Source organism: Sphingopyxis sp. GW821-FHT12C06 (assembly GCF_058807415.1).
In genome coordinates, this window is the sequence record NZ_JBXAQR010000007.1 from 109,694 (window position 1) to 135,646 (window position 25,953).

18 protein-coding genes are annotated in these 25,953 nt (G+C 63.4%); 9 read left to right on the forward strand and 9 right to left on the reverse strand.

What is annotated here, in order from left to right:
- Positions 1–82 precede the first annotated feature (82 nt).
- The 6 genes from AC1RRJ_RS19825 to AC1RRJ_RS19850 form a co-directional block, all read right to left on the reverse strand.
- The gene (locus AC1RRJ_RS19825) at positions 83–1,042 is read right to left on the reverse strand and encodes a helix-turn-helix transcriptional regulator (RefSeq protein ID WP_493125916.1); all 960 of its coding nucleotides are present in this window, start codon (positions 1,040–1,042) and stop codon (positions 83–85) included.
- A 220-nt stretch (positions 1,043–1,262) separates the two neighbouring features.
- On the reverse strand, positions 1,263–3,698 hold the full coding sequence (locus tag AC1RRJ_RS19830; RefSeq protein ID WP_493125918.1) for a penicillin acylase family protein: 2,436 nt from the start codon (positions 3,696–3,698) through the stop codon (positions 1,263–1,265).
- Positions 3,699–3,712: 14 nt separating this feature from the next.
- Positions 3,713–4,918 (reverse strand): M20 aminoacylase family protein, encoded by a 1,206-nt coding sequence (locus AC1RRJ_RS19835; RefSeq protein WP_493125920.1) that lies wholly within the window; start codon positions 4,916–4,918, stop codon positions 3,713–3,715.
- An 11-nt stretch (positions 4,919–4,929) separates the two neighbouring features.
- Positions 4,930–6,537, reverse strand: coding sequence for an AbgT family transporter (locus AC1RRJ_RS19840; RefSeq protein ID WP_493125922.1), 1,608 nt, complete (start codon positions 6,535–6,537; stop codon positions 4,930–4,932).
- A gap of 97 nt (positions 6,538–6,634) precedes the next feature.
- Complete coding sequence (locus AC1RRJ_RS19845; RefSeq protein WP_493125924.1) at positions 6,635–9,553, reverse strand: TonB-dependent receptor plug domain-containing protein; 2,919 nt, start codon at positions 9,551–9,553, stop codon at positions 6,635–6,637.
- 255 nt (positions 9,554–9,808) lie between these two features.
- The gene (locus tag AC1RRJ_RS19850) at positions 9,809–10,726 is read right to left on the reverse strand and encodes a LysR family transcriptional regulator (protein ID WP_493125926.1); all 918 of its coding nucleotides are present in this window, start codon (positions 10,724–10,726) and stop codon (positions 9,809–9,811) included.
- Positions 10,727–10,829: 103 nt separating this feature from the next.
- Between AC1RRJ_RS19850 and leuC the strand changes: the two genes are divergently transcribed.
- The 3 genes from leuC to AC1RRJ_RS19865 are packed head-to-tail and all read left to right on the forward strand — an operon-like array spanning position 10,830 to position 13,794.
- A complete protein-coding gene (leuC, locus tag AC1RRJ_RS19855; protein WP_493125928.1) occupies positions 10,830–12,275 on the forward strand; it encodes a 3-isopropylmalate dehydratase large subunit in 1,446 nt (481 codons plus the stop codon).
- Entirely contained in the window at positions 12,275–12,892 is a 618-nt protein-coding gene (gene leuD, locus AC1RRJ_RS19860; protein ID WP_493125930.1) for a 3-isopropylmalate dehydratase small subunit, read from the forward strand. The genes leuC and leuD overlap by 1 nt, the downstream gene beginning before the upstream one ends.
- Positions 12,889–13,794 (forward strand): alpha/beta fold hydrolase, encoded by a 906-nt coding sequence (locus tag AC1RRJ_RS19865; protein WP_493125932.1) that lies wholly within the window; start codon positions 12,889–12,891, stop codon positions 13,792–13,794. The genes leuD and AC1RRJ_RS19865 overlap by 4 nt, the downstream gene beginning before the upstream one ends.
- 60 nt (positions 13,795–13,854) lie before the next feature.
- Here AC1RRJ_RS19865 and AC1RRJ_RS19870 read toward each other — a convergent pair whose 3' ends face one another.
- Complete coding sequence (locus tag AC1RRJ_RS19870) at positions 13,855–15,765, reverse strand: S9 family peptidase (protein WP_493125934.1); 1,911 nt, start codon at positions 15,763–15,765, stop codon at positions 13,855–13,857.
- Between the two features lie 385 nt (positions 15,766–16,150).
- Between AC1RRJ_RS19870 and AC1RRJ_RS19875 the strand changes: the two genes are divergently transcribed.
- The 4 genes from AC1RRJ_RS19875 (at position 16,151) to AC1RRJ_RS19890 (ending at position 19,390) form a co-directional block, all read left to right on the forward strand.
- Positions 16,151–17,044 carry a LysR family transcriptional regulator gene (locus AC1RRJ_RS19875; protein ID WP_493125936.1) on the forward strand — a complete coding sequence of 298 codons (894 nt, stop codon included), beginning with the start codon at positions 16,151–16,153 and terminating at the stop codon, positions 17,042–17,044.
- Positions 17,045–17,202: 158 nt separating this feature from the next.
- Positions 17,203–17,835, forward strand: a complete 633-nt coding sequence (locus tag AC1RRJ_RS19880; protein WP_493125938.1) for an HAD family hydrolase — start codon at positions 17,203–17,205, stop codon at positions 17,833–17,835.
- Complete coding sequence (locus AC1RRJ_RS19885) at positions 17,832–18,977, forward strand: alanine racemase (RefSeq protein ID WP_493125940.1); 1,146 nt, start codon at positions 17,832–17,834, stop codon at positions 18,975–18,977. The genes AC1RRJ_RS19880 and AC1RRJ_RS19885 overlap by 4 nt, the downstream gene beginning before the upstream one ends.
- 2 nt (positions 18,978–18,979) lie before the next feature.
- Positions 18,980–19,390 carry a RidA family protein gene (locus AC1RRJ_RS19890; protein ID WP_493125942.1) on the forward strand — a complete coding sequence of 137 codons (411 nt, stop codon included), beginning with the start codon at positions 18,980–18,982 and terminating at the stop codon, positions 19,388–19,390.
- Between the two features lie 212 nt (positions 19,391–19,602).
- Here the strand turns inward: AC1RRJ_RS19890 and AC1RRJ_RS19895 are convergent, their stop codons facing one another.
- A complete protein-coding gene (locus AC1RRJ_RS19895; protein ID WP_493125944.1) occupies positions 19,603–21,675 on the reverse strand; it encodes an amidohydrolase family protein in 2,073 nt (690 codons plus the stop codon).
- A 51-nt stretch (positions 21,676–21,726) separates the two neighbouring features.
- On the opposite strand from AC1RRJ_RS19895, the gene AC1RRJ_RS19900 reads away from it, so the two are divergent.
- Positions 21,727–22,218, forward strand: coding sequence for a hypothetical protein (locus AC1RRJ_RS19900; protein WP_493125946.1), 492 nt, complete (start codon positions 21,727–21,729; stop codon positions 22,216–22,218).
- On the forward strand, positions 22,215–23,456 hold the full coding sequence (locus tag AC1RRJ_RS19905; RefSeq protein ID WP_493125948.1) for a serine hydrolase domain-containing protein: 1,242 nt from the start codon (positions 22,215–22,217) through the stop codon (positions 23,454–23,456). The genes AC1RRJ_RS19900 and AC1RRJ_RS19905 overlap by 4 nt, the downstream gene beginning before the upstream one ends.
- A gap of 233 nt (positions 23,457–23,689) precedes the next feature.
- On the opposite strand, the gene AC1RRJ_RS19910 is transcribed toward AC1RRJ_RS19905, so the two are convergent.
- Positions 23,690–25,903: a TonB-dependent receptor gene (locus tag AC1RRJ_RS19910; RefSeq protein ID WP_493125950.1), complete on the reverse strand. Its 2,214-nt coding sequence runs from the start codon at positions 25,901–25,903 to the stop codon at positions 23,690–23,692.
- Positions 25,904–25,953 lie beyond the last annotated feature (50 nt).

Sequence of the window (25,953 nt, forward strand, 5' to 3'; positions counted from 1 at the left end):
CGCTCTGGTCGTTGAACCCATGTCCCGCGCACTTGAACCTATGCGCCAGATTGGCACAAGCTTGATATTCCTTCCGGCTTGGCTACGCCTTTGATCCGCCGTCGATCTTTCTTCGGAATTCGGTTGGGGTCTCGCCAAATCTCTCGCGGAAGGAGCGACTGAAATGCGCCGCATCGGCAAAGCCCAGCCGTTCGGCCACATCGATGATCCGGGAGCTTTCGCCTGCCCCGACCAGCGTCAGCCGGGCGGCGTCGAGCCGGGCATTGCGGATATAGGCCTGCACACCGCCATCGGCTTCGAACATCCGGTGCAACGAACTACGTGAAACGCCCAGTGTTCGGCACAAATTGGTCGCGGTCAGTCGTGACGAGCCAAGATTCTGGCGAATCTCGTGCCGCGCGCGCTCAAGCGCGGTCGACGATAAAGCGCCCGCATTCAACTGGTCCGCGCGGCCAGTCGCACCGATGGCGAGGCAGAGCATATCCATGATCGTCCGTTCAAGCTGCGGACTATCATCCACACCAAGATAATGAAGCCCATCGCGCAGATGGAGCAGGTGTGAGGTCAGCATCCGGGCGATGCCGCGCGGCAGGACAAGCCCATGCAATTCAGCGACATCCAGACCCGCACTCGTGGCCAGAGCGCGCGGAACGACGAGTTGAATCGAGTGACCACCCGTCGATTCATGCACCGATGCTTGCGACACATCGGTGAGCGCAGCGCTGCCCGGTGTCTGGTGAAAGGTTCGCTCACCCGCAATCCCCTGCGCCTCGATTTCCAGACTGGCGTTGATGCACAGCTCATCTCCCGGCGCGGAGCGGAGTTGCGCACTTCCACGGAGCCAGCGCTGGCCGGCGATGTTGGTATAGACAATCGTCAACCGGCCGATTTGCACCATCGTGCTATCGATAAAAAAGGGCGTTAGCGGCGAGAGTTCGTATAGTTTCGGGATGCTGCGACTGAGAAACGCATCATAACGCTCACCCGGCGCGAAGTCGGCGTCCGAAAACCGTTGAACAACGAATTGCTGCGGCGAATCCAAATCCAACTCCCGTTCGCCGCCAGTCAGGCGCCGCGACACTTTACAAATACCAGCTTGTTTTCAAGGCCCTGTTTACCACGAAGGCGAATGCGGTAAAGCCGCATGTCATCCCCGAACCGCGCGCCGCCCGGTGTGAGGTCGATCGTCGGGCTCCACATCCCCGCATGTGGACGCCATTCGAATTTTCGGCTGTGGTCGGCAGAACACGCCGCGCGGGCGGCTATTTGCGCGCGGGTCGATATTCAAGGATGTCGGTCGAGGTCGACGTCGCGCGGATTTCGTCGTCCGTGAGCGGAATCTTTTTCAGCTCGTTGGTTTCGTGCATCATCGTCTGGTCGGCGAGATGGGGATTACCCTTGCCCTTGGGATCGACGAACAGATTCTGGCCGCCCGCATCGATCACCGAATAGAGCGCGCGCCGGTCGCGCGCGATCTCCATCAGCCCGACCCAGCTTTCGCCGCCATTGTGCGGCGCCATCGTCGGGCCGAGGCGCAAGACCGCCGACAGGCGATGCTCGGGATAATCCTCGGCCATCTGCGGACGGTCGGGGGTTTCGAGCGAGGCGTCGAAATATTTCCAGTAAATCGGCTGCTTCCAGTCGGCCATGTCCTTGCCGGGGAAGCGCGGTTTGACGTCGGCGATCGTTGCCTTGATCGTGTCGATCATCATCGCGGTGCGATCGCGCCCGTTGAAATAGTCGACGCCCAGCGGCGCACCGGCCTTGTCGCCCTGAAAGGCGCGCAGGAGCAGGCTCGACTGGTAGGTCAGGTAGCGGTCGGCATCGATCGCTTTCCACCAGTCGCCCATATCGTCGCCAAACAGCGTTTTAGGCGCCACCTGCAGCCAGCTGCGATAGAGAGTCAGTCCCGGATTGTCGTATTTCTGGTCGGCGTCGCGGTCCTGATACAGACCGTTGAAGCTGAGCATCAACTCGCCGGCCTGTTTGACCTCGGGATCGTCGCTCGCCGTGATCGCAGCCCGGATATAGGGCGCGAAAAAGTCGGGCGCCGCCTGATTGCGGTCGACCGCGCCGAGCGCGTTGAAGATCTTGCCATTGAAGTCGCGCATGTCGAGCAGGGTCAGCGACTGGCCCGCCTTGGCAAGCCGGTCGCCAAGCCATGTGCGGAAGGTCGCACCGATCCGCGCATTGTCGCCCTCTTGCGACCAGCCGGTCGCCTTGCTGTTCCACGACATGAAATAACCCTGTTTCGGGTTGATCATGTGTGGCTTTTCCGCCGGAGTCAGGAAGCCCGTCCACTCATATTCGCCGGTGCCCGGCGTCGGCAGCCGCGGATCGACCCCGGCGGCCTTTTTGGGAAGTGCGCCCGCCTCGAAATAGGCGATTGTGCCGTCTTCGCCGCCATAGCAGGCGCCAAGATTCCAGCCAAGCCGGTCGACGCCCTTTTCCCTGAATTCGGTCAGGCTCTTCGCGCGGCCCATTTCAGCAAAGGCGACCCATGTGTCGAGCTCGCGGCCGTGTACGCCCATTTGCTGCGCGTAAGCGGTGCCGTTTTCGATATCCCACGCGATCACCGGGCCGTGGATCGTCCACGCGACTTCGTGCGTGAAGGGCTCGCCGTCCTTGACCTTGAAGGCCTCGGTGCGATGCTCCATTTTCTTCCACGCGCCCTTGTACCAATATTCATACGGGTTCTTGGGGTTCAGCTTTTCGGCGAAGGTCGTGCCGGCTTCGCTGCTGCCCGACACCAGCAGCCAGCCGTGCTGCGCGCCGCGGCCCATCGTCGGGACGCCCCAGCCGGTCGATCCGAAGCCGCTATTGTCGAAACCGCCGCCCTTCAGGTGAATTTCGGGGCCGTCGGCGGTGGCCTCCAGCATCAGCACCTTGCCGCTCGCCGTCTTGGCGGGTCCGATGACCATGCAGCGGCTCGCGCCCTTCACGGCTTCGGTCGGCTTCGTCTGTGCTGAGGCGGAGGCGAGATTTCGATTTGGAGCCAGCTGCGCTGGCGAAAGGACCGGCCTGGGCATCGGCCGGGCGGGGGCGAGATCGTCTCCGGCGGGGATGGTGGTCGGGGAATCGGGATCGGAGATCGGCACGACATCATTGAAGATCTGCCATGCCTTGTCCTGACCGTAGCGCGCCGTCATCGCCTTCAGAAATTCGAGATTGCGGATTTCATAGGTGTCGCGCCCCAGCGGCGCGGCGCTGATCAGCGCGAGATATTCGGCGAGACTCCAGCGCGTCGGACGGATGCCCCAGCGGATGAACTCGAGCGGGGTCTTGGTCTCGGGATCGGCGTTCACTTCGTCGATGCGCTTGTTGATGCCATCGACCATCGCCTGGATCATCTTCTGATGTTCGGGGGCCAGCGCGCGATAGCGTTGCAGCAACTGCGCATCGGACAGCCGGCGCCCGCGCATCATCTTGTCACTTTCGATCGCCGATTTCCCGACCAGCTCGGCGCGGCGACCCTGTGTGTTGTGCCGCGCGAGTTCCATCGCGGCGAGGCGGTCGTGCGCGATCGCATAGCCCGCACCGAACATCACCGCGTCGGAGGTGTCGGCCACCACATGCGGCACGCCATATTCGCCGCGATAGATGGTGACCTTCTCTTGTGCCTGCGCTGCCGTCAGCGTTGCGGACAGGAGCACGAGGCAGCTTGCCTTGCGGAGCAGCGACGAACGACGGTTCGACATAGGGGGCGACCTCTCTACGAGCTTGATGAAGGGAGAAAATCTTCGGCCAGTGCGACCCACAGCGCCGCCCCGGTGGGCGAGATGGCGTCGTCATATTCATAATGATTGTTGTGCAGCATCACCGCGCCGGGGCCGGTGTCGCCATTGCCGAGCAGCAGGAAGCAGCCCGGCACGACGTCAAGGTAGCGCGCGAAATCCTCGCCCCCCATCGCCGGGGCTTCGAGATCGATGAAGCGATCGGCGCCGATCAGCCCGATGGCGATGTCGCGTACACGGCCATAGACGTCGGCGGGATTGTGGAGGGCGGGATAGCCGCGCTCATAATGCAGCTCGGCCTCGGCACCGAAGGAGCGCGCGACGCTTTCGACTACGTCGCGCAGTCGCTGCTCGACCAGATCCTGGCTCTGCCGCGACAGGGTGCGGACGGTGCCCGCGAGATGCGCTTCGTCGGCGATGATGTTGAACGCGGTGCCCGCTTCCATCTTGCAGATCGACACGACCGCGGCATCCATCGGATCGATATTGCGCGCGACGATGCTCTGCACCGCGACGACGATGTGTGACGCAACGAGGATCGGGTCGATGGCGAGATGCGGGCGCGCGGCGTGGCCGCCCTTGCCCTTCACGCTGATCTTGAACAGGTCGGCGGCGGCATAGAGCGGCCCGACGCGCCCGGCGAGCTTTCCGGCGGGGAGGCCGGGGCGATTGTGAACGCCGAAGATCGCCTGCATCGGGAAACGTTCGAACAACCCGTCGCGGATCATCGCGCTGGCGCCGCCCTCGGGATGCCCGTCGGCACCGCTATAGCCGAGCGATTCCTCGGCGGGCTGGAAGATCAGATGCACTGCGCCGTCGAAATTGCGCGTTGCGGCGAGATGTTTGGCGGCGCCGAGCAGCATCGCGGTGTGCCCGTCGTGACCGCATGCGTGCATCACGCCGGGATTGGCCGAGCTATGGTCCGACGCGCGCGCCTCGGTCATCGGCAGCGCGTCGATGTCGGCGCGGATGCCGATGGCGCGGTCCGACTGCCCGGCGCGGATCGTTGCGACGATCCCGGTTCCGCCGATCCCGGTCTCTATCTCCTCGATCCCGAACTCGCGCAGCAGGCCGATGATGAAGGCGCTGGTGCCGTGCTCGTGAAAGCCGAGCTCGGGATGCTGGTGGATGTGCCGGCGCCAGCCGGTCATGTCGGCTTCGAGGTGCGAGAGATCGACGGGCATGGCGTTGTTCCTCATGGGCGGACATGCCCGGGCAGTTGATAAAAGACCTGGGCGCCGGGACCGAGCGGCAGGTCGAAACCGACCCACGCGACCGTCATCATGATCCCCATCGCCATGAAGCAGAGCGCATAGGGCAGCATCAGCGCGAGCAATGAGCCGACCCCCATGCTCTTGTCCCAGCGCTGGCAGAAGACAAGGACCAGCGGGAAATAACTCATCAGCGGCGTCATGATGTTGGTGTAGCTGTCGCCCATGCGATAGGCGGCGGTCGTCATTTCGGGGCTGATGCCGAGCAGCATGAACATCGGCACGACCACCGACGACAACACGCTCCATTTCGCAGTCGCCGATCCGATGAACAGATCGAGCAGAGAGGACAGAAGTAGCACACAGACGAGGAGCAGCGGGGCGGGAAGCCCCATGCCCTGCAATTTCTCGGCGCCGCTGATCGCGATGATCGGACCGATGCCCGACCAGTTGAACATCGCCACGAAATGCGCGGCGAAGAAGACGAAGACAACATAGGGTGCGAGGGTCCTTACGCCTTCGCGCATCATGCCGATCACGTCCGACGAGCTTTTGATCACGCCCGTCGCGCGCCCGAAGACCGTCCCGGTGAACAGGAAGAGAAGGAACAGCGCCGCAATGATCGAGGCGTAGAGCGGTTGCAGCCGGATCGGACCCTGCGCTTCCTGATCGATGAACGGCGTGTAGCCGGGCCAGAGGCACAGCGCGGCGAATGCGGCCACGACGAGCAGCGCGACAATGCCGGCGTGACGAAGCCCGCGGCGCTCGTCGGCGCTGAGTTCGCCTTTTTCAAGATCGGCGCGCAGCTGTTCGTCGACTTCCTCGTTCCACTTGCCCAACCGCGGCTCGACGATCCGGTCGGTGACGAACCAGACGATCGGCGTGAAGAAGACGACGATACCGAGGATGAAATACCAGTTGCCGAGCGGGTTCATCGTCCAGCCCGGATCGACGATGCGTGCCGCCTCCTGCGTAAAGCCGAACAGCAGGACGTCGAGCTGGCCGGGCATGATGTTGCCCGCATAGCCGCCCGACACGGCGGCGAGCGCGGCGGCAATACCGGCAAGCGGATGGCGCCCCACCGATGCGAACAGCACCGCGGAAAGCGGGATCAGCACGACATAGGCGGCGTCGGCGGCGTGGTGCGACACCATGCCGATGACCGCGATCAGCGGGGTCATGTAGCGGCGCGGTGTGTTGCGCAGCGAACCCCGGATCAGCGCGAAAAACATGCCCGATCGCTCGGCAACCGCGGCGCCCATCATGATGGTCAGGACGATGCCCAGCGGCGTGAAGCTGGAATAGGTGCGCGGCATCTCGGTGAACAGGCGCGTGATATTCCCGGCGGAGAAGAGGCTCGACGCGCGATAGGTCAGGACGCCGCCCGCAAGCTCGGCGTTCGCCGGTGCTTCCTTGCCCGTGTAGGGAAGCGAGGCGCTCCAGCCGAGGGCTGCGCCGAGCGCCGAAACCAGCATCAGCACGATGATGAGATAGATGAAGATGATCGTCGGGTCGGGCAGCAGATTGCCCACACGCTCGACGAAGCCGAGAAAACCCTTTTGCCGGGCGGGGCGAACCGTTTCAGAACTCATGATCGCACTTTCTGCAAGCAAACCGGTTTTCGTTAGATGAAGGAATGGGACCCGCGAGCCCGAGCGCGCCGCGAGTCCCATCCTTGCCGGTTTGGGATCAGAAATTCACTTCGAGGCCTGCCCGGATCACAGGGCCGAACTGGTCAAAGCCGCCCCCCGACGGATCGATGACCTGAACCGACTCCATTACCGGCAAACGTACGTTGAACAGGTTGGTGACGCCAAAGGAGAATTTGGCTTCCTGCTCGCCCCGGATCGGCAGCGTGTAAGACGCTGAAATGTCGTTGTAGAACTTCGACCCCGTCCGGTCAGGCGACAGGAGTTCGCGGCTGATGCCCGGCGAAATATCGGTCAGCGCCTGATTCGACTGATATCGGCCCTGCCAGCCGACCGTCAGGCCGCCGGTCGAATAGTTGAGCCCGACGACGCCCTTGTATTTGGGGTAGCCGTAGTAGCCCTCGAGCACGGTGTAGAGGTCCGGCCGCGCCTGGAAAGTGAAGGTCCGCAGGCGGTGCAGATAGGTAAAGGCGAGGTTAGCCGAGATGCGCCCCTCCCCCAACGGACGGGCATAGAATATCTGCGTATCGAGGCCCGAGGTCTCTAGCTTCGACGTGTTGACATAGGTGCTTCTGCCGCCGGTGATGCTGAAGAAGTTCGCGCCGGGGGTCGTGTCGCGGGTGATCAGCGCACACAGGTCCGGATCGGGGCCGCCAGCGCGGTCGACGCAATTTTCGGCGATCGCTTGCGGACTGAGAAAGCTGATCGCATCTTCAATCTTGATGTCGAACCAGTCGGCCGAAATCTGAAGGCCGGGCAGGAAATTCGGCGTCAGGACGAAGCCGGCCGTCCAGCTGTCTGAAACTTCGGGGCGCAGATCCTGATTGCCCGATACGATGAACGGCACGCCGATCCCCCCGCTGACCGGGACGAAGCCCGCGGGGCGACCCAACAACCGGCAGTTTTCGGGGCGATTGGGATTCTGGCCGAGGTTGTTTTGCGAACAGGGGTCGTTGACGTTGGTCGTCTGGCCCTCGCTCGGGCGGAAGGCTTCGAAGATGTTCGGTGCGCGAATGGCGCGGCTGAGCGTTGCGCGCAGGCGGAACCCGTCGACGGGCTCCCAGATCGCGCCGGCTTTCCACGATGTCGCTTTCCCGGCGTGGCTATAATCGGCGTGGCGCACCGCGCCTTCGACCGACAGCAGCTTGGCAAAAGGCATGTCGGTCAAAATGGGTACGCTCAATTCGCCGAAGAATTCGGTGACATGATAGCCACCCGAATAATCCTGCGACGACGCCTGATTAGTCACCCCGGCCTTGATCAGCGGATCGGTAGTCCGGCCGTTGCGTTCCTTGCGATATTCGGCGCCGAGCGCGATGCCGATCGACCCGCCGCCGGGCATGGTCAGGAACTTGCTCGAATCGCCCGAGAGCGAGAAGCCGGCGGTGGTCTGCCGAACAAAGGCGTTGGACACCGTGGTCGTGCTGACAAAATCGCGCGCTTCCTGCGAGCTGGCGGTCGAACCGAACGGATTGAAAGGCACGCAAGCGCCGCCACCGACAATATTGGGCCGGACATAGCCGACGGGTTGAAGCGCCGGCACATCCATGCGGCAACGTATCTGCCCCGAACCGGGATCGACCACGGCGTCGAGGGCGGCGCGCAGATTGGGCAGGAGCATGCGGTTGTAACCGATGAACTTCGCCTTGGTGCGGCCATAGGTGCCATAGATATCATAGCGGAGATCGGAGAAGCCGGTCTCGAACTCGCCCTTCAGACCGCCGACAAAGGAGAGGCTGTTACGATCGACCTGGCTGTAGCGCAGCCCGACGTCGGTATAGAGGCGATCGAGCTGCAGCGTCGTCGCGCCGGCCCCCAGTAGTTGCTGGCGGAAGGGCTCGTTGAGGAACGCGTTCTGCGCGATGTTGATCGGCTGTGCCGCGCGGAGGACGGGCTGCCCGCGGCCATAGCTCGACGTGTTGTTATAGTCGGCGCCGAAATAGGCCCGCACATTGTCGCTGAAATCGAAATGGGTGCTGAGGTTGAGGTTGTAGCGCTCGATATCGGGAACGATCGAAATCGAATCGTCGAAGCGGAAGCAGGCCGGCCCGCAATTGTCGAATTTCCCGAACAGGCTGCCATCGGTGAACAGCGGCGTCGGCGCACGGCGCGGCGTGCCGTCATCGTTGAAGACGAACGCGCCGAGCCCTCCCGTGTCACCGCGCAGGCCCACGGCGCCATAACCCGAATATTGAAAGGCTTCGCCGCCGGAAACGATGATATAGTCGGGAATACCGTCGTTCGGACCGGTATCGGCCGGATTGACCATCGCGACATTGTTTTTCATGTCGGCCTGACGCGGGGTGATTTCCTGCACCTTCGTATAGTCGGCCGCGACGGTGATGTTGCCGCGCCCGTCGGCGAAATTATGTCCCGCGAGGATGCTGCCGCCGTAAGTAAAGCCTTCGGGGCCGCGCGCCGGCTGCGACCCGCTGAACGACAGGCGAACGCCGTCGAAATCCTCCTTGAGGAGGATGTTCACAACGCCCGATACGGCATCCGAGCCGTAGATTGCCGATGCGCCACCGGTGATGATTTCGACGCGCTCGATCAGATTGGGGTTGATCGCATTGAGATCGACAGCGGCGCTGTCGGTGGCGCCGGCGACGCGGCGCTTGCCGTTGACCAGCACCAGCGTGCGGTTCGAACCGAGGTTGCGCAGATCGACGACGGCAAGGCCGCCGCTGTTTTCACCGCGCGAGCCCGACGCACCACTCTGCTGGCTCTGTTGCATGCTACCCGAAAAACCGATCGCCGGCTGCTGCGCGAGCGCGCGGCCGATGTCGAACTGCGCATTGTTCGCTTCGAGGGATTCGGAACTGACGACGCCGACCGGGGTCGGCAGGTCGAGCACCGGGCGGCCGATACGCGAGCCCGTCACAACGATATCGCTGGCTTCCGCGGCGGCGCCATCTTCGGGCGCGGCCTGTGCATAGGCTGGGCCGGTGAGCCCGGTCATCAATGCTATCGCAAGCAGTGAAGTAGAAATCCTGAACTTTTTATCGAAGTTGGAATGTGCAGCCGGCCCCTGGATCATGTTTTTTCTCCGCCCTTACCCCTCTGTCAAAGCGCCCGTTGGTCGGGCGGTGCGAGGGTCGAGCCTGTCTAGGTCGGGGCGAAGCATGATCCCAATGCCGGTTCGACATAGAATCATTCACTTCCTGTTTTTATATAAATATCAAATGGATATAGCACTAAAGTCGGAACGCGCGGGTTAGAATGCCGGTTCGTCCGGGCGCTTCTTGAGACTGCTCCAAAAGGCCTCGACGCTGGGGCTGCGGCGCGCGATCGGCTTGTATATCCGGATTTCGATCGGAACATGCCAGCGCGTGTCCCCGGCGGGCACAAGCCGGCCGCTCTCGAGGTCGGCTTCGGCAAGACTGAGCGGTGCCCAGCAGACACCGCGCCCGTCGCGCGCCATCGAGAGGAGCGCGGACGCCATATGCGACCGAAAGACCGCCCGCAGAACGGCCGAGCCCGCCGCGATGACTTGCGCCGCCTGAAGGATGCGCCCCATCCCCGAACGCTCCTCAAACTCCAGATAGGGCAGAGGATGTTCGCCCGATCCGGGGAGCTGATACATCGGCGTACCATCGGCAAGCGGCGCCGCGACCGGCAGCAGGACATCGTTGCCGAGCGGGAGCGACGCGAAGCCCGCGGGATCGAGCCGGTGCGCCGCGGCAGCATGATGATGGCAAAGCAGGAAATCGGCCTTGCCCTCCAGCATGAAGCGTTCGCAGGCAACCATATGGTCGGCGATCAGCGTGATCGTGCCCGCCTCCTTGCCATTGTCGAGGCTCCGCAGCCACGCCGGGAAGAAAGTCGTCGACAGCGCATGCGTCGATGCGAAACGAATTTCGTTGCTCAGCGTACCGCCGATTTCCCGAACATGATCGCGCCCCAGCGCGAGCCGCCGTAATATGTCCTCGGCCAACACACGAAAGGCGAGGCCCGCTTCGGTCAGCGCGATCCGGTGGGTGTCGCGGTCGACCAGGGTCGCGCCGACCCAGTCCTCGAGCGCGCGGATTCGCCGGCTGAACGCCGGCTGAGTCAGGTTGCGCGCCTCGGCGGCGCGGGAGAAATTGCCTTCATCAGCAAGCTTGATGAAGTCCTCTAGCCACATGATATCCATAAGAATCCATCTGTCGCATCAATTGATACTGTCCCGGCATTGGCTTCGCCCGAACGCGGCAAGCTAAGCCCAGCCTTGCGAATTCGCAGGAAGGGCAGAAAATATGTCGTCGCCAAAGACGCTCTACGACAAGATCATCGATCAACACCGGATATTGTCGTTCGACGGTCCCGAAGGCGCCGGCGAGCGCTTGTTGCTCTATATCGATAGAACGGTGCTCAACGAATATACAAGCCCCCAAGCCTTCAGCGGTTTGCGCGACGCCGGCCGCAAACTGTGGCGACCCGCCGCTTCGCTCGGCGTCGTCGACCATGTCAATTCGACCGCCCCCGTCCATGGCGAAGGCAAGGTCGACGAAGGCGCGCGGCGTCAGATCGCATATCTGTCGGAGAATGGCCGCGATTTCGGCATCGAAATTTTCGATGTGCTCGATCCGCGCCAGGGCATCGAGCATGTCGTGCTGCCCGAACTGGGGCTGGTGCTGCCGGGGACCGTCATCGCCGCCGGCGACAGCCATTCATCCACCTATGGCGCCTTTGGCGTCGTCGGTTTCGGCATCGGCACGTCGGACATCGAACATCTGCTGGCGAGCCAGACGCTCGTTTACCGCCGGCTCAAGACGATGCGGATCACCGTCGACGGAATGCTCGCGCCGGGGGTAACGGCAAAGGATGTCATCATGGAAGTGATCCGCCGGATCGGCGCTGCCGGCGCGGCAGGCCATGCGGTCGAGTTCGCCGGGGCCGCGATTGACGCGATGGGGGTCGAGGCACGCATGACGATCTGCAACATGGCGGTCGAATGCGGCGCGCGCGTCGCGCTGATGGCACCCGACGACAAGGTCATCGACTATATCTCCCCCTGCCCGCGCGCGCCGTCACCGGTGATGCTGGAACGCGCCCGCGAAAGCTGGCGGAACCTGCACAGCGACCCGGGCGCGCGTTTTGATACCGAATTGCATCTCGACGCCGCCGACGTGCCGCCGCTCGTGAGTTGGGGCACCAGCCCCGACCAGACGCTCGCGATCACCGACCGCGTTCCCGATCCCGCCGACATGCCCGAAGGCGCGCGCGACGACGCAGCGCGGGCGATCGCCTATATGGGTCTCGCGCCCGACATGCCGCTTCAGGACATTGCGATCGACCGCGCCTTCATCGGTTCATGCACCAACGCCCGCCTGTCGGACATTCGCGACGCCGCCCGGATCCTGAAAGGACGCAAGGTTGCGCCCGGTGTCCGCGCGATGATCTCGCCCGGGAGCAGCAGCGTCCGTCGCGCCGCCGAAGAGGAAGGACTGGCGCAGATATTCCTCGATGCCGGCTTCGAATGGCGCCAGTCGGGCTGTTCGCTCTGCCTCGCGATGAACGACGATATGCTCGCGCCCGGCGAACGCTGCGCATCGAGCACCAACCGCAATTTCGAGGGGCGGCAAGGTGTCGGCGGGCGCACGCATCTGATGAGCCCGGCGATGGTCGCCGCCGCAGCCGTGTCGGGAAAGCTGACCGACGTTCGCGCACTCGCCATGCTGGAGCCGCTACAATGCCCGTAATGGAACGCTTTCTTCGCCTCTCGGGCCGTATCGCCGCGATGCCCGGGGCCAATATCGATACCGATGTCATCATGCCAAAAGCCTATCTGAAAGGTATCGACCGTTCGGGACTGGCAGCCGGGCTTTTTCACGATCTGCGTTTCGATGCCGAAGGCGTGCGCCGCTCCGGTTTCATCCTGAACCGCCCGGACATGGCGGATGCGCGTTTCCTGCTCGCGGGCCCGAATTTCGGCTGCGGATCATCACGCGAACATGCTGTCTGGGGCATGTTGCAATATGGCGTTCGCGCGATCATCGGTTCGTCCTTCGGCGCGATCTTTGCCGACAATGCCGCGAACAACGGGCTCCTCCTCCTCGCCCTGCCTCTCTCCGATGTTGCCATGCTAGCCGCTTTGCTCGACGATGGCGCGGGGGATATGACCATAGACCTGGACATGCAGAAAATCGAGATTGCAGACCATATCCTCGCCTTCGACGTCGACCCCGCGATCCGGCGCGCGTTGATGCTCGGCCTCGACCGGATCGGCGAAACGCTGACCCATGCCGAACGCATCCGCGCGTTCGAGGACGCCTATCTCGCAAACAACCCTTGGCTGGCGGACAGGGCAGCGCCATGACCGCGCCCGAATATCCCGACCTGATGCCGGACTTTCGCTGGCAGGACATCGACGTCGACGGAATTAATATTCGCGCCGCAGTCGGCGGCTCAGGACCGCCGCTGTTGCTGCTTCACGGGCATCCCCAGACGCATCTCAGCTGGTACAAGGTCGCACCCGAACTCGCGAAACGCTTCACCGTCGTCGCCACCGACCTGCGCGGCTATGGCGACAGCGACAAGCCGGCGGGCGATGCCGGGCATTGGAATTATTCGAAGCGCGCAATGGCGGCCGACCAGGTCGCGGTGATGGCATCGCTCGGCTTCGACCGCTTCGCCGTTGTCGCACATGATCGCGGCGCCCGCGTCGCGCATCGCATGGCGCTCGACCATCCCGATTGCGTCACACGCCTGGTGCTGCTCGACATCGCGCCGACCGCGACGATGTATGCACAGACGAGCCGCGAGTTCGCCACGCGCTATTTCTGGTGGTTCTTCCTGATCCAGCCGTTCGACCTGCCCGAGCGTTTGATCGCCGCCGATCCCGATTTTTTCCTCGACCGCCATATCACCGGCCAGACCAAGATTGCGGGGTCGCTCGATCCACGCGTGCTCGCCGAATATCGCCGCTGTTACCGCGATCCGGCGACGCGTCACGCCATCTGCGAGGATTATCGTGCCGCCGCGAGCATCGACCTCGACCATGACGCGGCCGATGCTGACCGCGTCATCGAGGCACCGCTGCTCGTCCTGTGGGGTGCGTTCGGAACCGTCGGCGCATTGTTCGACGTTCTCGAAACCTGGCGCCCCAAAGCACGAAGCGTCAGCGGACATGCCGTCGCTTGCGGGCATAGCCCGCAAGAAGAGGCGCCCGACGCCCTCTTGTCGGCGCTGGACGATTTCCTCGGCAACGACGGAAGCTAGCACCTGCCCGGGCATGGCCGGTGCCTGCCGGCCCGGGAAGCAAGGGGTTCGGCCCGGCTTTTATTTCGCGGCGTGCGATGCGATTTCGCCATCCTTGAGCGCCCGCTCCAGCCCCGGCACCAGAGCTGCGCCGGTCCGGAGCTCGATCCCGGATTTCGCAAGATCGCGGCCATAGGGTTCAGCACGCCCGCCCAGGCATTTTGACAGAAAATGCTCTGCGACCGCCGCGAAAGAAATGTTGGTCGCATCCTTCGCATATACATGGCCTTCATCAGGGTAGAAAGCATAGGTCACCGGCTTGCCGCGCGCGACAAGCGCATCGACGATCTCATCGGCCTGATCGGGAAAAATGCGTGGATCGTCGGCGCCGATCGTCACCAGCAGCGGTTTGGTGATCGCATCGACGCGGGCGATCGGCGACCGCCGCATCAGATCCGCCGCCCCCTCCGGGGTGGCCGGATTACCGACACGATTTTCGAACTGCGGACGCTGCCAGTTCCACCACGCAGGCATTCCCGCGATCAGCCGGGGCAAGTTGCTCGGGCCGGCAAGACTGACGCCGCACTGGAACGTGTCGGGGGTGAAGCTGAGCGACACCTGCGTCGCATAGCCGCCGTAGGACAATCCCATCACCGCGACGCGATCCTTCGACGTCACGCCCTTGTCGATCGCCCAATTGACCGCATCGAGCAGATCATTGTGCATCGTTTCCGACCACTTCTTGTCGCCCGCCGCCATGAAGGCGCTGCCAAAGCCACCCGACCCCCGAAAATTCACCGACAGCGCGGCATAGCCGCGGTCGGCGAGCCAGGCGTGCTGGTTATCGAAGGCGAGGTCGTCGCGCAGCCATGGCCCGCCATGGACGACGAGGACGAGAGGAACGGGCGCCGCCGGCAACCCGTCGGGGCCCAGCTTGGCGTGTGTCGGCAGAGTCAGGTAGCTGGGCAGGCTCAATCCGTCGCGCGACGCGATCGCCACCGGAATCCGCCGCGCGAGCGCATTCTTCGCAAGGTCGGGCCGGGTCGAAAAAAGTTCGGTGGCCGCGCGGCTCTTCCGGTCCCACCACAAATAGCGGTCGGCATGACCCGGCGCGGTTTCGAGCAGCAGCCAGCGTTCGTTGTCAGGGGTCTGCCCGACGATCCTGAACGCACCCTCGAGCGCCGCATCGAGCGCGGCGAATTCGCCGCTCACCTCGGGTGATCGCACCGTCCATTCACCGACCAGCGGATCTTCGCGCGTCGCCAGCAACGCGTCGGTCTTCTCGTCGAAAATCGCCTCGACGATGTCGGCGCGCTTCGCTTCGGCCATTGGCGTTCGCACGCCCGTAGCGACATCCAGCGAAACAAGGCCGGCCTTGTCCGATTGCCGGCTGTCGAACATCAGCAGCCGCCCCTTGCCGTCGAGCCCCAGCGGGCGCGAGTTGCGCAGCGATACCAGCGGGATGGTCATCAGCTCGCTGCGGCCGCCGGGGTCGAGCCGAAAATAGGTCGACGAACCATCGGCGTTGCCGCGCACCCCCAGGCGGATGTTGAAATCGGGATCGGCAATAACATCGATGTAGTTGTCGGCGTTGCGGTAAACTTCGGTACGTGCACCGGTCTCGAGATCAATCCGGTAGATATCGCGATAACGCCGATCGCGAAGATTGAGCCCCACCAGCACTTCTCCGGGACGGCGCGCCGAGGCTTTAACGATCTTTGTCTGGACCGCCGGGTCTCCTGTCACATTGACGACGGTGCCTTTCGCAATGCTCGCGACCCAGAGCTGGCTATGTTCCTCACCGGCGATATCTTTCATCACGAGGATGAAGCGCCCGTCGGGGCTCCATTGAAAGCTGTCGGGCGGCCGCCTGTCGAACCGCGTCAGCGGGACCCCTGCCGCCGGATCGTCGATCGGTGCGATCCACACATTGAGGACGCCGCCGAGCGGATGAAGATAGGCAAGCTGCCGGCCGTCGGGGCTAATCTGCACTTCCGAATAAGTTGGCGCTTTGAAAAGAACGCTGCGCGGGATGAGTGCGTCTGTGGACGGGGATGCCGGCGATGTGGCCCGTGCCGTATTCACCCCCGCCGGAAACATGCAGGCGCCAAACAGCAAAGCCGTGACCAGGGAGGTCTGCGCGCGCCGCGCTGAACGAGGCCCGGCGGAACTTGTCGTCGAAACGGCGCTCTTGATCATGTCAATCTGGTCCTTCCCCTGTGAATAGCCGAACCTTGGCAACCGGGAGGTCGCAGCGCCAATGCCGAAATCGGATCATTTCATACGCGGGGGCATAGTTTGCAGTCGGATGTTGCGATCAGTTCCGCAAAGGTTACGACGGTCGTCCAACGCAGAATGATGGGCATGAACGATGGAAATGGCGTGGCTTGAAGACTTCGGTGCCCTGATCCGCGCGGGAAACTTTTCGCGCGCCGCATCGGCGCGCTGTGTCACCCAGCCGGCTTTCAGCCGTCGCATTCGGGCGCTTGAGGAATGGCTCGCCGTCGAACTCGTCGATCGCAGCACGCACCAAATGGCGCTGACCCCCGCGGGCAAGCGCTTCGCTGTGATCGCCGAGACTGTCCTGCGCGACATCGAGCATGGACGGCGCGAAGTTCAGGAAATCGCCGGCACCTCGGCGTCTACAATCAAGATGCTGGTTACCCACGCTTTGGCTCTGAACTTCTTCCCGCAGTGGCTCGCGAAGCTGCAAGCAATGACGGATACGGAGATCCCGATCCAGCTGACCGCCGACAATATGGGCGCTTCCGAGAAGATCATGCAGAATGGCAAGGCTCATTTCTGCCTGTGTTATTTCTATCCCGGCGCCACATCCATCCTCGACGGCGCGGGCTTCCAGTCGCTGTCGCTCGGCGCCGACGCGCTGGTGCCCGTCAGCGCTCCGGACGGGATCGATCAGGCGCCGCTCCACCCGCTCACGGATGACCCGGGCGGCACCGTCAACCTGCTCGCCTATGGCGCCGAATCGGGCATGGGCCGCATCGTGTCCGCGATGTTCGAGGCCAATGCGATGCCGACCAGCTTCACGCCGGTGTTCACATCGCACACCCTCGTGCTCGCGCGCATGGCGAAAGACGGAAAAGGGCTGGCCTGGCTTCCGCTCAGCATCGTCGCAGATGATCTGGTAAAGGGTGCGCTGGTCCGCGCGGGCGATGCGCGCTGGGATATTCCCGTCGATGTCCGGCTGTACCGGCCGCGCGCGCGCCAATCGCAGTCGGCCGAAGCCTTCTGGAAGCTCGCCGCAGTTTAGTCCTGCATCATGCGTACGGGACGGCATGAAACCATCCGCAACAGGCATTGGCCGACGCAACCGGGTCCTTGTTAATCGCTACCAACCTCGAAACGGCAAGAGCTGAAGCTGGTGTCCGCGCCAGTCTCGCTGCCATTGCGGAAGTTGGACGTCAGAATATGAAACAAATCGCTCCGGTCGAAGCCGTCGTCTTCGACCTGCTTACCGCGCTCCTCGACTCATGGTCACTCTGGAACGCTGCGGCCGGATCCGGGACCGACGGGCTGCGCTGGCGCCGCTCCTATCTCGAACTGACCTATGGATGCGGTGCCTACCGCCCCTATGAGGACCTCGTTCGCGAGGCGGCAGCCCAAGCCGGCGTCCCGGTATCGGCTGCCGACGCGTTAACCGCCCGATGGCACACGCTCCAGCCGTGGCCCGAGGCATCGCGCGTGCTGGGCGATCTGGTCGATCGCGGAGTCCGGCTCAGCGTCGTCACGAACTGTTCCACCCGCTTGGGACGACAGGCCGCCGAGCGCGTCGGCGTGCCTTTTGCAGCCGTCGTGACCTCCGAAGATACAGGCTATTACAAACCGCGGCCGGAGCCATACTGCGCGGCGCTCGACCGGCTCGGCACCGACCCCGCCCGGACGCTCTTCGTCGCGGGATCGCCCGCCGACATTCCCGGCGCGGCCGGCGTCGGCATGCCGGTTTTCTGGCACAACCGCGCAGGGCTGCCTTTCGTCGCCGACACGGCGCGGCCGCTTCTGATCGCCGATACGCTCGATCCGCTCGGGGAGCTGGTGCGATGAACCCCGCCACGATGTTCGGCGGATTGACCACGCCGCGCCTGCTGCTCGACGCCGACCGGCTGGAACGCAACGCTGCGCGCATGCGCGCCCGTTGCGACGATCTGGGCGTCACGCTCCGCCCGCACCTCAAGACCGCCAAGTCGGTCGACGTCGCCCGCGTCGCTGCGAACGGGGGGCAAGGTCCGATCACCGTCTCGACCCTCGCCGAAGCCGAATATTTCGCCGCAGCAGGCTGGCGCGACATCCTCTATTCGACCGCTATCTCAACGGCAAAGCTGGCCCGCGCCGACCGGATCCAGCGCGACCATCGTGCGCGGCTGCTGTTCGTCGTTGACAACAGCGAGGCGGCTGCGGCGATCGGGAAAGAGGCAGCATCGCTGGACGCGCGCTTTGGTGTCCTGATCGAGATCGACTGCGGCGAGCACCGCAGCGGCGTCGAACCGGCATCGCAGGAGCTTCTCGCTATCGCCGACGCTATCGCCGCCTGCGCGCCGCAACTGGAGTTGAAGGGCGTGATGGCCCATGCCGGACATAGCTACGCTTTCGACGCCCCCGCACCGATCCGGGCGCTGGCGGAAGTCGAGCGGCTTGCAGCGGTTTCATCCGCCGAATTGCTGCGTGTGCACGGTCACCCCTGCCCCGTCGTCAGCGTCGGTTCGACACCGACGGCTCTCTTTGCCGAGCATTTGCAAGGCGTCACCGAGGTGCGCGCAGGCATCTACCTGTTCTGCGACCTTTCCCAGCTGTCGCGCAGCATCTGCGCCGCGGACGATCTGGCCATCTCGGTGCTCGCCACCGTCATCGGCCACCAGCGCCGCGGTCCGAGCCTCATCCTTGATGCCGGAGCCCTCGCGCTGTCCAAGGACATCGGCGCCAACCGCTTCATGCCCGATGCCGGCTATGGCCGGGTCTGCGATGCAGCAACGCTGGAACCGCTCGGCTCGCTGGCTGTTACAACCGTGCATCAGGAACATGGCAATGTACCAGTGCCCGACGAAAGCTGGTTTGCTCGCCTGCCGATCGGCAGGCTCGTTCGCGTCCTGCCCAATCATGCGTGCCTGACTTGTGCAGCCTATGATTCCTATGATGTGCTGCGCTCCGGAACAATGGCCGGGCAATGGCCGCGCGTCGGTGGATGGTAATTATGTCGGAGATCAAGATGAAAACCCCGAAGACAACTGAAATACGCTGCGCGGAAGCGCCTCCGCCCGGAGGGCACTACGCACAGGCCGTCCTGCACGGCGACACGCTCTATGTTTCAGGCCAGCTCGGGGTGACCGGCGAGACCCCGGATGCCGCGAACGTTCCCATCGCGGACCAGGTGACCTTCGCGCTCACAAACATCGCGGCCATTGGTCGTGTGGTGGGCGCGAACGTCGACGATATCATCCGGTGCACCGTCTATGTGACCGACATCGCTCATTGGAACGAAGCGAACCGGGCCTATGCAGCATTTTTTGGCACGCATCGCCCGGCCCGGTCCATTGTTCCCTGTCGCCCGCTCCACTTCGGCGCGCTGATCGAAATCGAGGCCGTGGTGGCCGTAGGCAACTGAGATCCTGTTGACCCACGGCAGCCCGTCCGGTTTCCGGGACGAAACCGCCTGCCATGAGGCCCGGGGCCGATCAGCCCCGCGACCCTGTTGCGCGCCAGTTCAATCCCGGCACCAGGTTGGTGTTTTTTGCAAATCAACGGAGCGATTGAGGCTGAATATTCTCGCGCCCCGGCGATGCCGCCAAGGTTGATCGCAACGCTGGCGAAGGCTATTTATTTGGGAGACCCGCTATATCCGGCGGCTTTTCGAAGCTCGGCAGCGTCCATGACATAGCCGTCACTGACGACGATCGCGACGCGGCGCAGCGCTCCGAGCTCGGTCGACGGATCACCGTTCACCAGGACCATATCGGCCTCCTTGCCGACCGCGATCGAACCGGTGCGTTTGTCCGCGCCAACCACCCGCGCCGGGACAATGGTCGCACTCTGCAACGCCTCGGCAGCACTGAAACCGGCCTGCTGGTAGATTTCCAGTTCGCGGACCAGTTCAATCCCCCAGCCGTCGGTGCCGGCAACGATCGGAACACCCGCCTTGTGCAGGCGGCCGACCAGTTCGACCATCTTCGCATAGCTCTTGCGATAATCGTCGCGCGTCAGCCCCTCGACGAGCGGATAGCCACCGCTGGTGAAGACGGAGCGTTCGATGACGGGCGAAATGATACCCATATAGGGCGCGTAAGCCGGCTGGGGCTTTCCGCCATCCTGTGTCAGCATGCCTTCGAAGATGACGATCGTCGGGTCCACGAGGGTCTTGCGCCGGGCGAGGTCAGCGACGAAGCCCGACATGACGGGCCCGTCGAGATCGACATCCTTGAAATAGCGCGCCGGCCCCTCGACCCGCTGCCGCGTGTTCGCCTTGTCGATCACCTCCCGCGGCATTGCTTCCATCACAACGAAATTGAGGTGCGTGAGCTCATCATAACCTGCTGCAACAGCTTCGCTCGGTTTCATCCTGGCGGGCACATGGCCGTGGACATGAAGGCCGAGCCGGTGCGCCTCGGCGGCAGCGGGAGCAATCCACGCCGGATCCATCGACGTGTAGAATTTGACGCCCCATAGACCGGCGGCCTTGATCCGGCGCACCGCGGCCACGGCTTCCTCGGCACTGCTGACCACCTCGGCCCCCTGCGCGGCGAGCGGATCCTTCTTGTCGATGATGGCGGAGATAAATGGCTCCCCCATCAGCAGTTCGCCAGCAGCCCGGCGCTTCGTCGCCTCGACCGCGCGATCGAGGGTCGTTCCGGGACTGCGAAAGCTGGTGATGCCGTTGGCGACGTTCGAGAGCACGTCCCAATCGTCACCGATATGCAGGTGACTATCCCAGATGCCCGGGACCAGGGTTTTGCCGCTACCATCGATGACCCGCGTTCCGGCGGGCGCCTTCAGCGATCCGGCCGCACCGATTGCGGCGACCTTGCCATCGCGTGCGAGCACCGCCCGATTGGCGAGAAACGCCCCCTTGTCGGCATCGAACAGGCGGACATTGTCGAACAGAACCGGCGCCCTTGCAGCCGGCGACAGAAATCGTTTCGCGATGCCCGCGACGGCTTCCGCAGTTGCAGCATCCTGCGCATCGCGAAGCTGCTTGAGCGCGCCTTCATAGCCCGCCGGCATCACCGAGATAAAACTGATGTCGGCGAAATAATGCTTGTCTTCATCGAGCCACACGGGAAGCGGCGACGGCAATATGCCGCTGATGAAAGCAAGCTGGACCTTCCTCGGGCCACTCGGCCCCTGGATAGTCTGCGTCGGACCGAAGGTCATCCGTCCCTTGCCGCTCGGCAGGAAATCGACGCCGGCATCCCCCGCCGCAGCGAGCGCGTCGATCATGGGTGCGCCAGCTATTCCAACGCCGCCCGCCGGTATGTACCAGCCTCCGGCCGCAGCTTCGCCGGAATCGGTGGCCGTTTTCCATGTCGCACGGCCGTTTGCGACGCGAAACTCCTCGGCGGCGTCGCCCGACATGGTTACGCCGCGGACGGTCAAGGCGGTGATCCCACCGCCGGACCCGAAGCTCGTCACCTGATCCATCTCGGTAATCCAGCCGCGCAGTTCCTGCGACCAGCGATAGGCCGTGCGGCCATCGGGAAGTTGCCAACGCCACTGATTGCCGTGTTTGCCGGCTTCGGACACGACGACATAGTGAACCGCGTCGACGGGCGGCTTCAGCAGCTCCTCTTTCGGGACCGGCTTCGATTGCACGACCGGTGCCGGTTCCTCGTGCGCACAGGCGGGGCCGGAAGCGGCAGAGGCCAGCAAGGCGGCGATCAGAACCAGACGCATCATCTATTCCCCTAATGGGCCGAGAGCAGCAACTCCGCTTGTTGGTAAGGGCAATTGGCCGGTTTAAGCAAGCTGGCACCGAAGTTTCGGTTTTGGCCGCCAGCCGTCAGTCGCCTTTTCGGCGGGATTCGAGGAGCAGGCGCCGCCCAACCAGCTATTTGTCATCAAAACTGGCACCTGCGGTTTGCGACCGTCTCGACTCATTGGGGCGAACTGATCAAGATAGTCCACGTCGGCGCCCCTCTCATCGCCAACCGTCTGATCCTGGACGGCTTTGCAGCGTTAGCTGTTTTGGCTAGCAAGTATTTCGTCGCCAGTTTCGCTCATCGGCGAAGGCGAGATGACCGATTGGAAATGGAAGCCAATGAAACTCTTGTCCTACCTGTTCGCCGTGCCGTTCACCTGCTCCAGCGCCACGCAGGCGCGTTTCAGTTCGGCAGCAAGGCGGGTACACAGACCGTGGAGCATCAGCGGAAGCAATGCATCGAGCGACCGGCGAAGCGGGCGGCTCTCCTGATGCGCTGGCTGGGCGGCGATCGACGATGAGCGCTTCCGGAACGATGCTCGGGCGGCGGGCCTTGCTGGTCGGATCCGCGGCGCTGGTCGTCGGCGGCGCGGCTTCAGCCCGCGCCACTCCGCGAGCCCGGTGCCCGGACGGCAAGGCCGCCTGGATCCCGTCCGAGGAACTGGTTCGGGAGCTTCCGCGCCTCATGCAAATCGCCGGGGTGCCCGGCGCTGCCATCGCGGTCGTGGACCGCGGGAGGCTCGCCTGGAGCCGGAGCTTCGGCGTGAAAAACGTTGTCACCCGCGACCCGGTGCGGGAGGACACGTTGTTCGAAGCCGCATCGATGACCAAGCCGGTGTTCGCCTATGTCGTGATGCGGCTGGTCGACGAAAAGCTCATCGACCTCGACAAGCCGCTCGTCGCGTATCGCCGGCCGGCGAATTTGGGTAGCGACCCGAATCTCGAGCTCATCACGGCCCGGCACGTGCTGGAGCATTCGACCGGCTTGCCCAACTGGGCTTCCGAGCCGCTCGTCACAAGTCGGGCGCCGGGTTCGAGCTACACCTATTCCGGTGAAGCCTTCATCTGGCTCCAGTTGGTTGTCGAGAAGATCATGGGAATGGGCCTCGGCAGCGTGATGCAGGCCAAGCTGTTCGGCCCGGCCGGAATGTCCCGCAGCAGCTTCGGCTGGGACGAGGAGATCGCAAAGTCGGTGGTTTTCGGCCATTCAGAACCTCCGGAAGGTGAGCAGACGCTTCCTCTCCAGCCTACGCGCGAGCTGGGCGACCGCCTGCTTCGGGTCGCTGTGAGGCGGCGCAAGCCGATCGGATCCTGGACGTACGAAGATTCTGTGGAAGCGATGCGAGAGACGAATCCGGAGACACTGCCGACGACGCACGACCTCCTCGTCAATTCGGCGGGTGGGCTCCTCATGACCGCTTCCGACTATGCCAAGTTCATGGTGCTCATGATGGACCGGCCAGAGCGGGCGGCCTGGGAAATTAGCGATGCGACCCGGCAGGCAATGCTCACCCCCCACATCGACGTGCGCGGACGCGACATTTCGCGGGGACTGGGTTGGGAACTCGAGCAATCCCAAGCGGGTCCGCTGTTCCAGCACAGCGGCAGCAACTACGGGATCTTCAAAACTCTGGGCGTCGGTGATGCCCGGAGCGGGCGAGCGATCGTCGTCTTCACCAATGCCGCAAACGGAAATGCGCTCGCGGCCCGGATCATGCGAGAGGCAACGGGGATCGACCGGTTGAAGTCCCTGGTCTGATCAGCACCGCAGCCAGATCGAAAGGATGATCTAAGAAGCCGTCTTCCGGGTTCCATCCAACATACCTGTCCACCCCTTGTTGCGACATTTCGGGCTGCCCGTTTTCGGGTGCAACGTGTCAAAAACTGACGTTTCCGGGACAATGGGAGCCTGCTGTGCGGCGACAGCCGCACAGCAGGCCAGATTTCATGGCATAGCTCCGGCTGCGCCCTGCACAGGACGAGGCTGGACGCCTAGAATTTGACGCCCGCGCGCACGCCATAGGTCCGCGGATCGGCAAAGGCCGCGCTCGTGCCATTCTGCGCCGAGGCGGTCGACAGCGTGATCTCATTCTCCAGATTTTTCAGATAGGCCTGAAGATAGAAGCGGTCATCGGGCGCGGTATAGGTCAGTGTCAGGTCGGTCTTGTGAAAGCTCGGCTGGCGAAACTGGACCGGCCCCTTCTCGGTCGGCTTGCCGGGAAGCGGGACCGCAAAGTCGGTGATGACATAGGCATCGTTCAACCGGATTCGCGCGCCGGCTTCGATCGTACCGCCGTTCGCCATTTCATAGGTGAAGCTATAGCCCGCCGACGCGGTGAGCGATGGCGAACGATCGAGACTGAAGCCGGCATAATCGATCGTCGGGTGCGGCATGAAGCGCTTGTAGCGAGCGTTCAGATAATTGACCCCGAAATCAAAGCGATGCGCGGGGTGCGGCTGGATGATCGTTTCGAGTTCGACCCCGTCGACCTTGGCGGCGCCGGCGTTGGTGGTCATCTGGCAAGGACCCCCGCAGCTGTTCGACTGGAAGCTCAGCTGCAATCCTTTGTAATCATAATGGAAGACCGATGCGTTGACGCGGACCGCGCCGTCGGCAAATCGCGTCTTCACACCCGCTTCATAGGCGGTAAGCGTTTCGGGATCATAATAGAGATCGTCGGCGGACAGGGCGCACACATTGTCGGCGGGGCCCTGCTTTTCGCAGCCGTCGTTGAAACCGCCCGCCTTGTAGCCGGTGGAAACCGTCGCATATAGAAGCGTATTGCCGATATTATAGTCGAGACCGGCGCGCCAGGTCACCTTGCTGAAATTGCGGCGGGCCGTGTTTTTCTGGGTCGGGATCGTTCCGACCGGGGCGGGAAAGACGATCACGGTCTGACCGACGCGCGACTTCAGGTCGTGCGAATAGCGGATCCCCCCCGTCAGCTTGAGGTCGGGGATGATTTCATAGCTGACCTGCCCGAACACCCCCTTGGATTCCGAAATCGTCGGGTCTTGCGGGAAACCATAGGCCAGCGCGCCGGGGATGAAGGGCGGATTGAGGATGAACGCGCCGATCCCCGACTTCTCCTTGAAATAATAGCCGCCGACCTGCCCGGTGAAGGGTCCGCCATCATTATAGGCGAAGCGCAGTTCCTGCGAATTCTGCCAGTAATTGCCGTCGAACACCCCGGGGAAGGCGATCGGCCCGCCAAAGTCCTGCGGGCCGCCTTCGTGGCGGGTCAGCTCGCGGTAGCTGCCGAGATAGGTCATATCGACCGGGCCGAGCGCCCAGTTGAGTTCGGCCGACACACCCCATGTTTCATTGTCATAGAAGGATTCGACCCCGTCATTGTGCAGACGCGTGCGGCGTTGCGCGGATCCCATGTCGATGTAACGCGGCCGGCCACCGGCCACGAACGGCCGTTCAAAGAAATTGGTCAGCCGGACCGTGTTCGTGGGCCGTCCCTTAATGCTGCTATAGTCGCCCTTGATCAAAAGGCTGATATCGGGGCTGAAATCGATCAACGCCGACAAACGCCCCGACAAATTCTTCTTCGCGGGGTCGAGCGGGAACGGCGATGTCGCCGACTGGATCACATAGCTGTCGCGACGATCATAATTCACCGCGCCGCGCAGCGCGAGCCCGGCCGCGACGGGCACATTGACAACTGCCGTCGCCTGGATCGTGTCGAAATTGCCATAGGTCGCGTCGAAGGATGCCGCGAATTTGTCGGCCGGCCGCGCCGAAATCACGTGCACGACGCCAGCGGTCGTGTTGCGGCCGAACAGCGTCCCCTGCGGACCACGCAGCACCTCGACACGCTCGATGTCATAGAAACTGACCTCCTGCGCCTGGGGCCGCGCGATATAAATGCCGTCGAGCAGGAAGGCCGCCGACGGATCGCCCTTTTCGGTACCGTCGGTGCTGGTCACGCCGCGAATGGTGATCTGGAGGCCGTTGGCGCGGTCGATCGACAGGTTGGGCACCATATCGGCAAGCGCGGTCGGGTTGGTGATGCCCGCGTCGCGAAGCCCTTCCGATCCGATCGCCGTCAGCGCAATCGGGGTTTTCGAGGCCAGCGATTCGGTGCGCGTCGCCGTCACGACGATGTCACCGTCAGAGGCCGCAGCCTGGTCCTGAGCAAAGGCCGGCGACGCGATCAGCGTGGCCGTGGCGCACAGATATACTCGCAAATGACGCATGATGATCCCTCTCCCTGTTTTTTCTGTTTTGAGCTCGACTACAGCTCTCA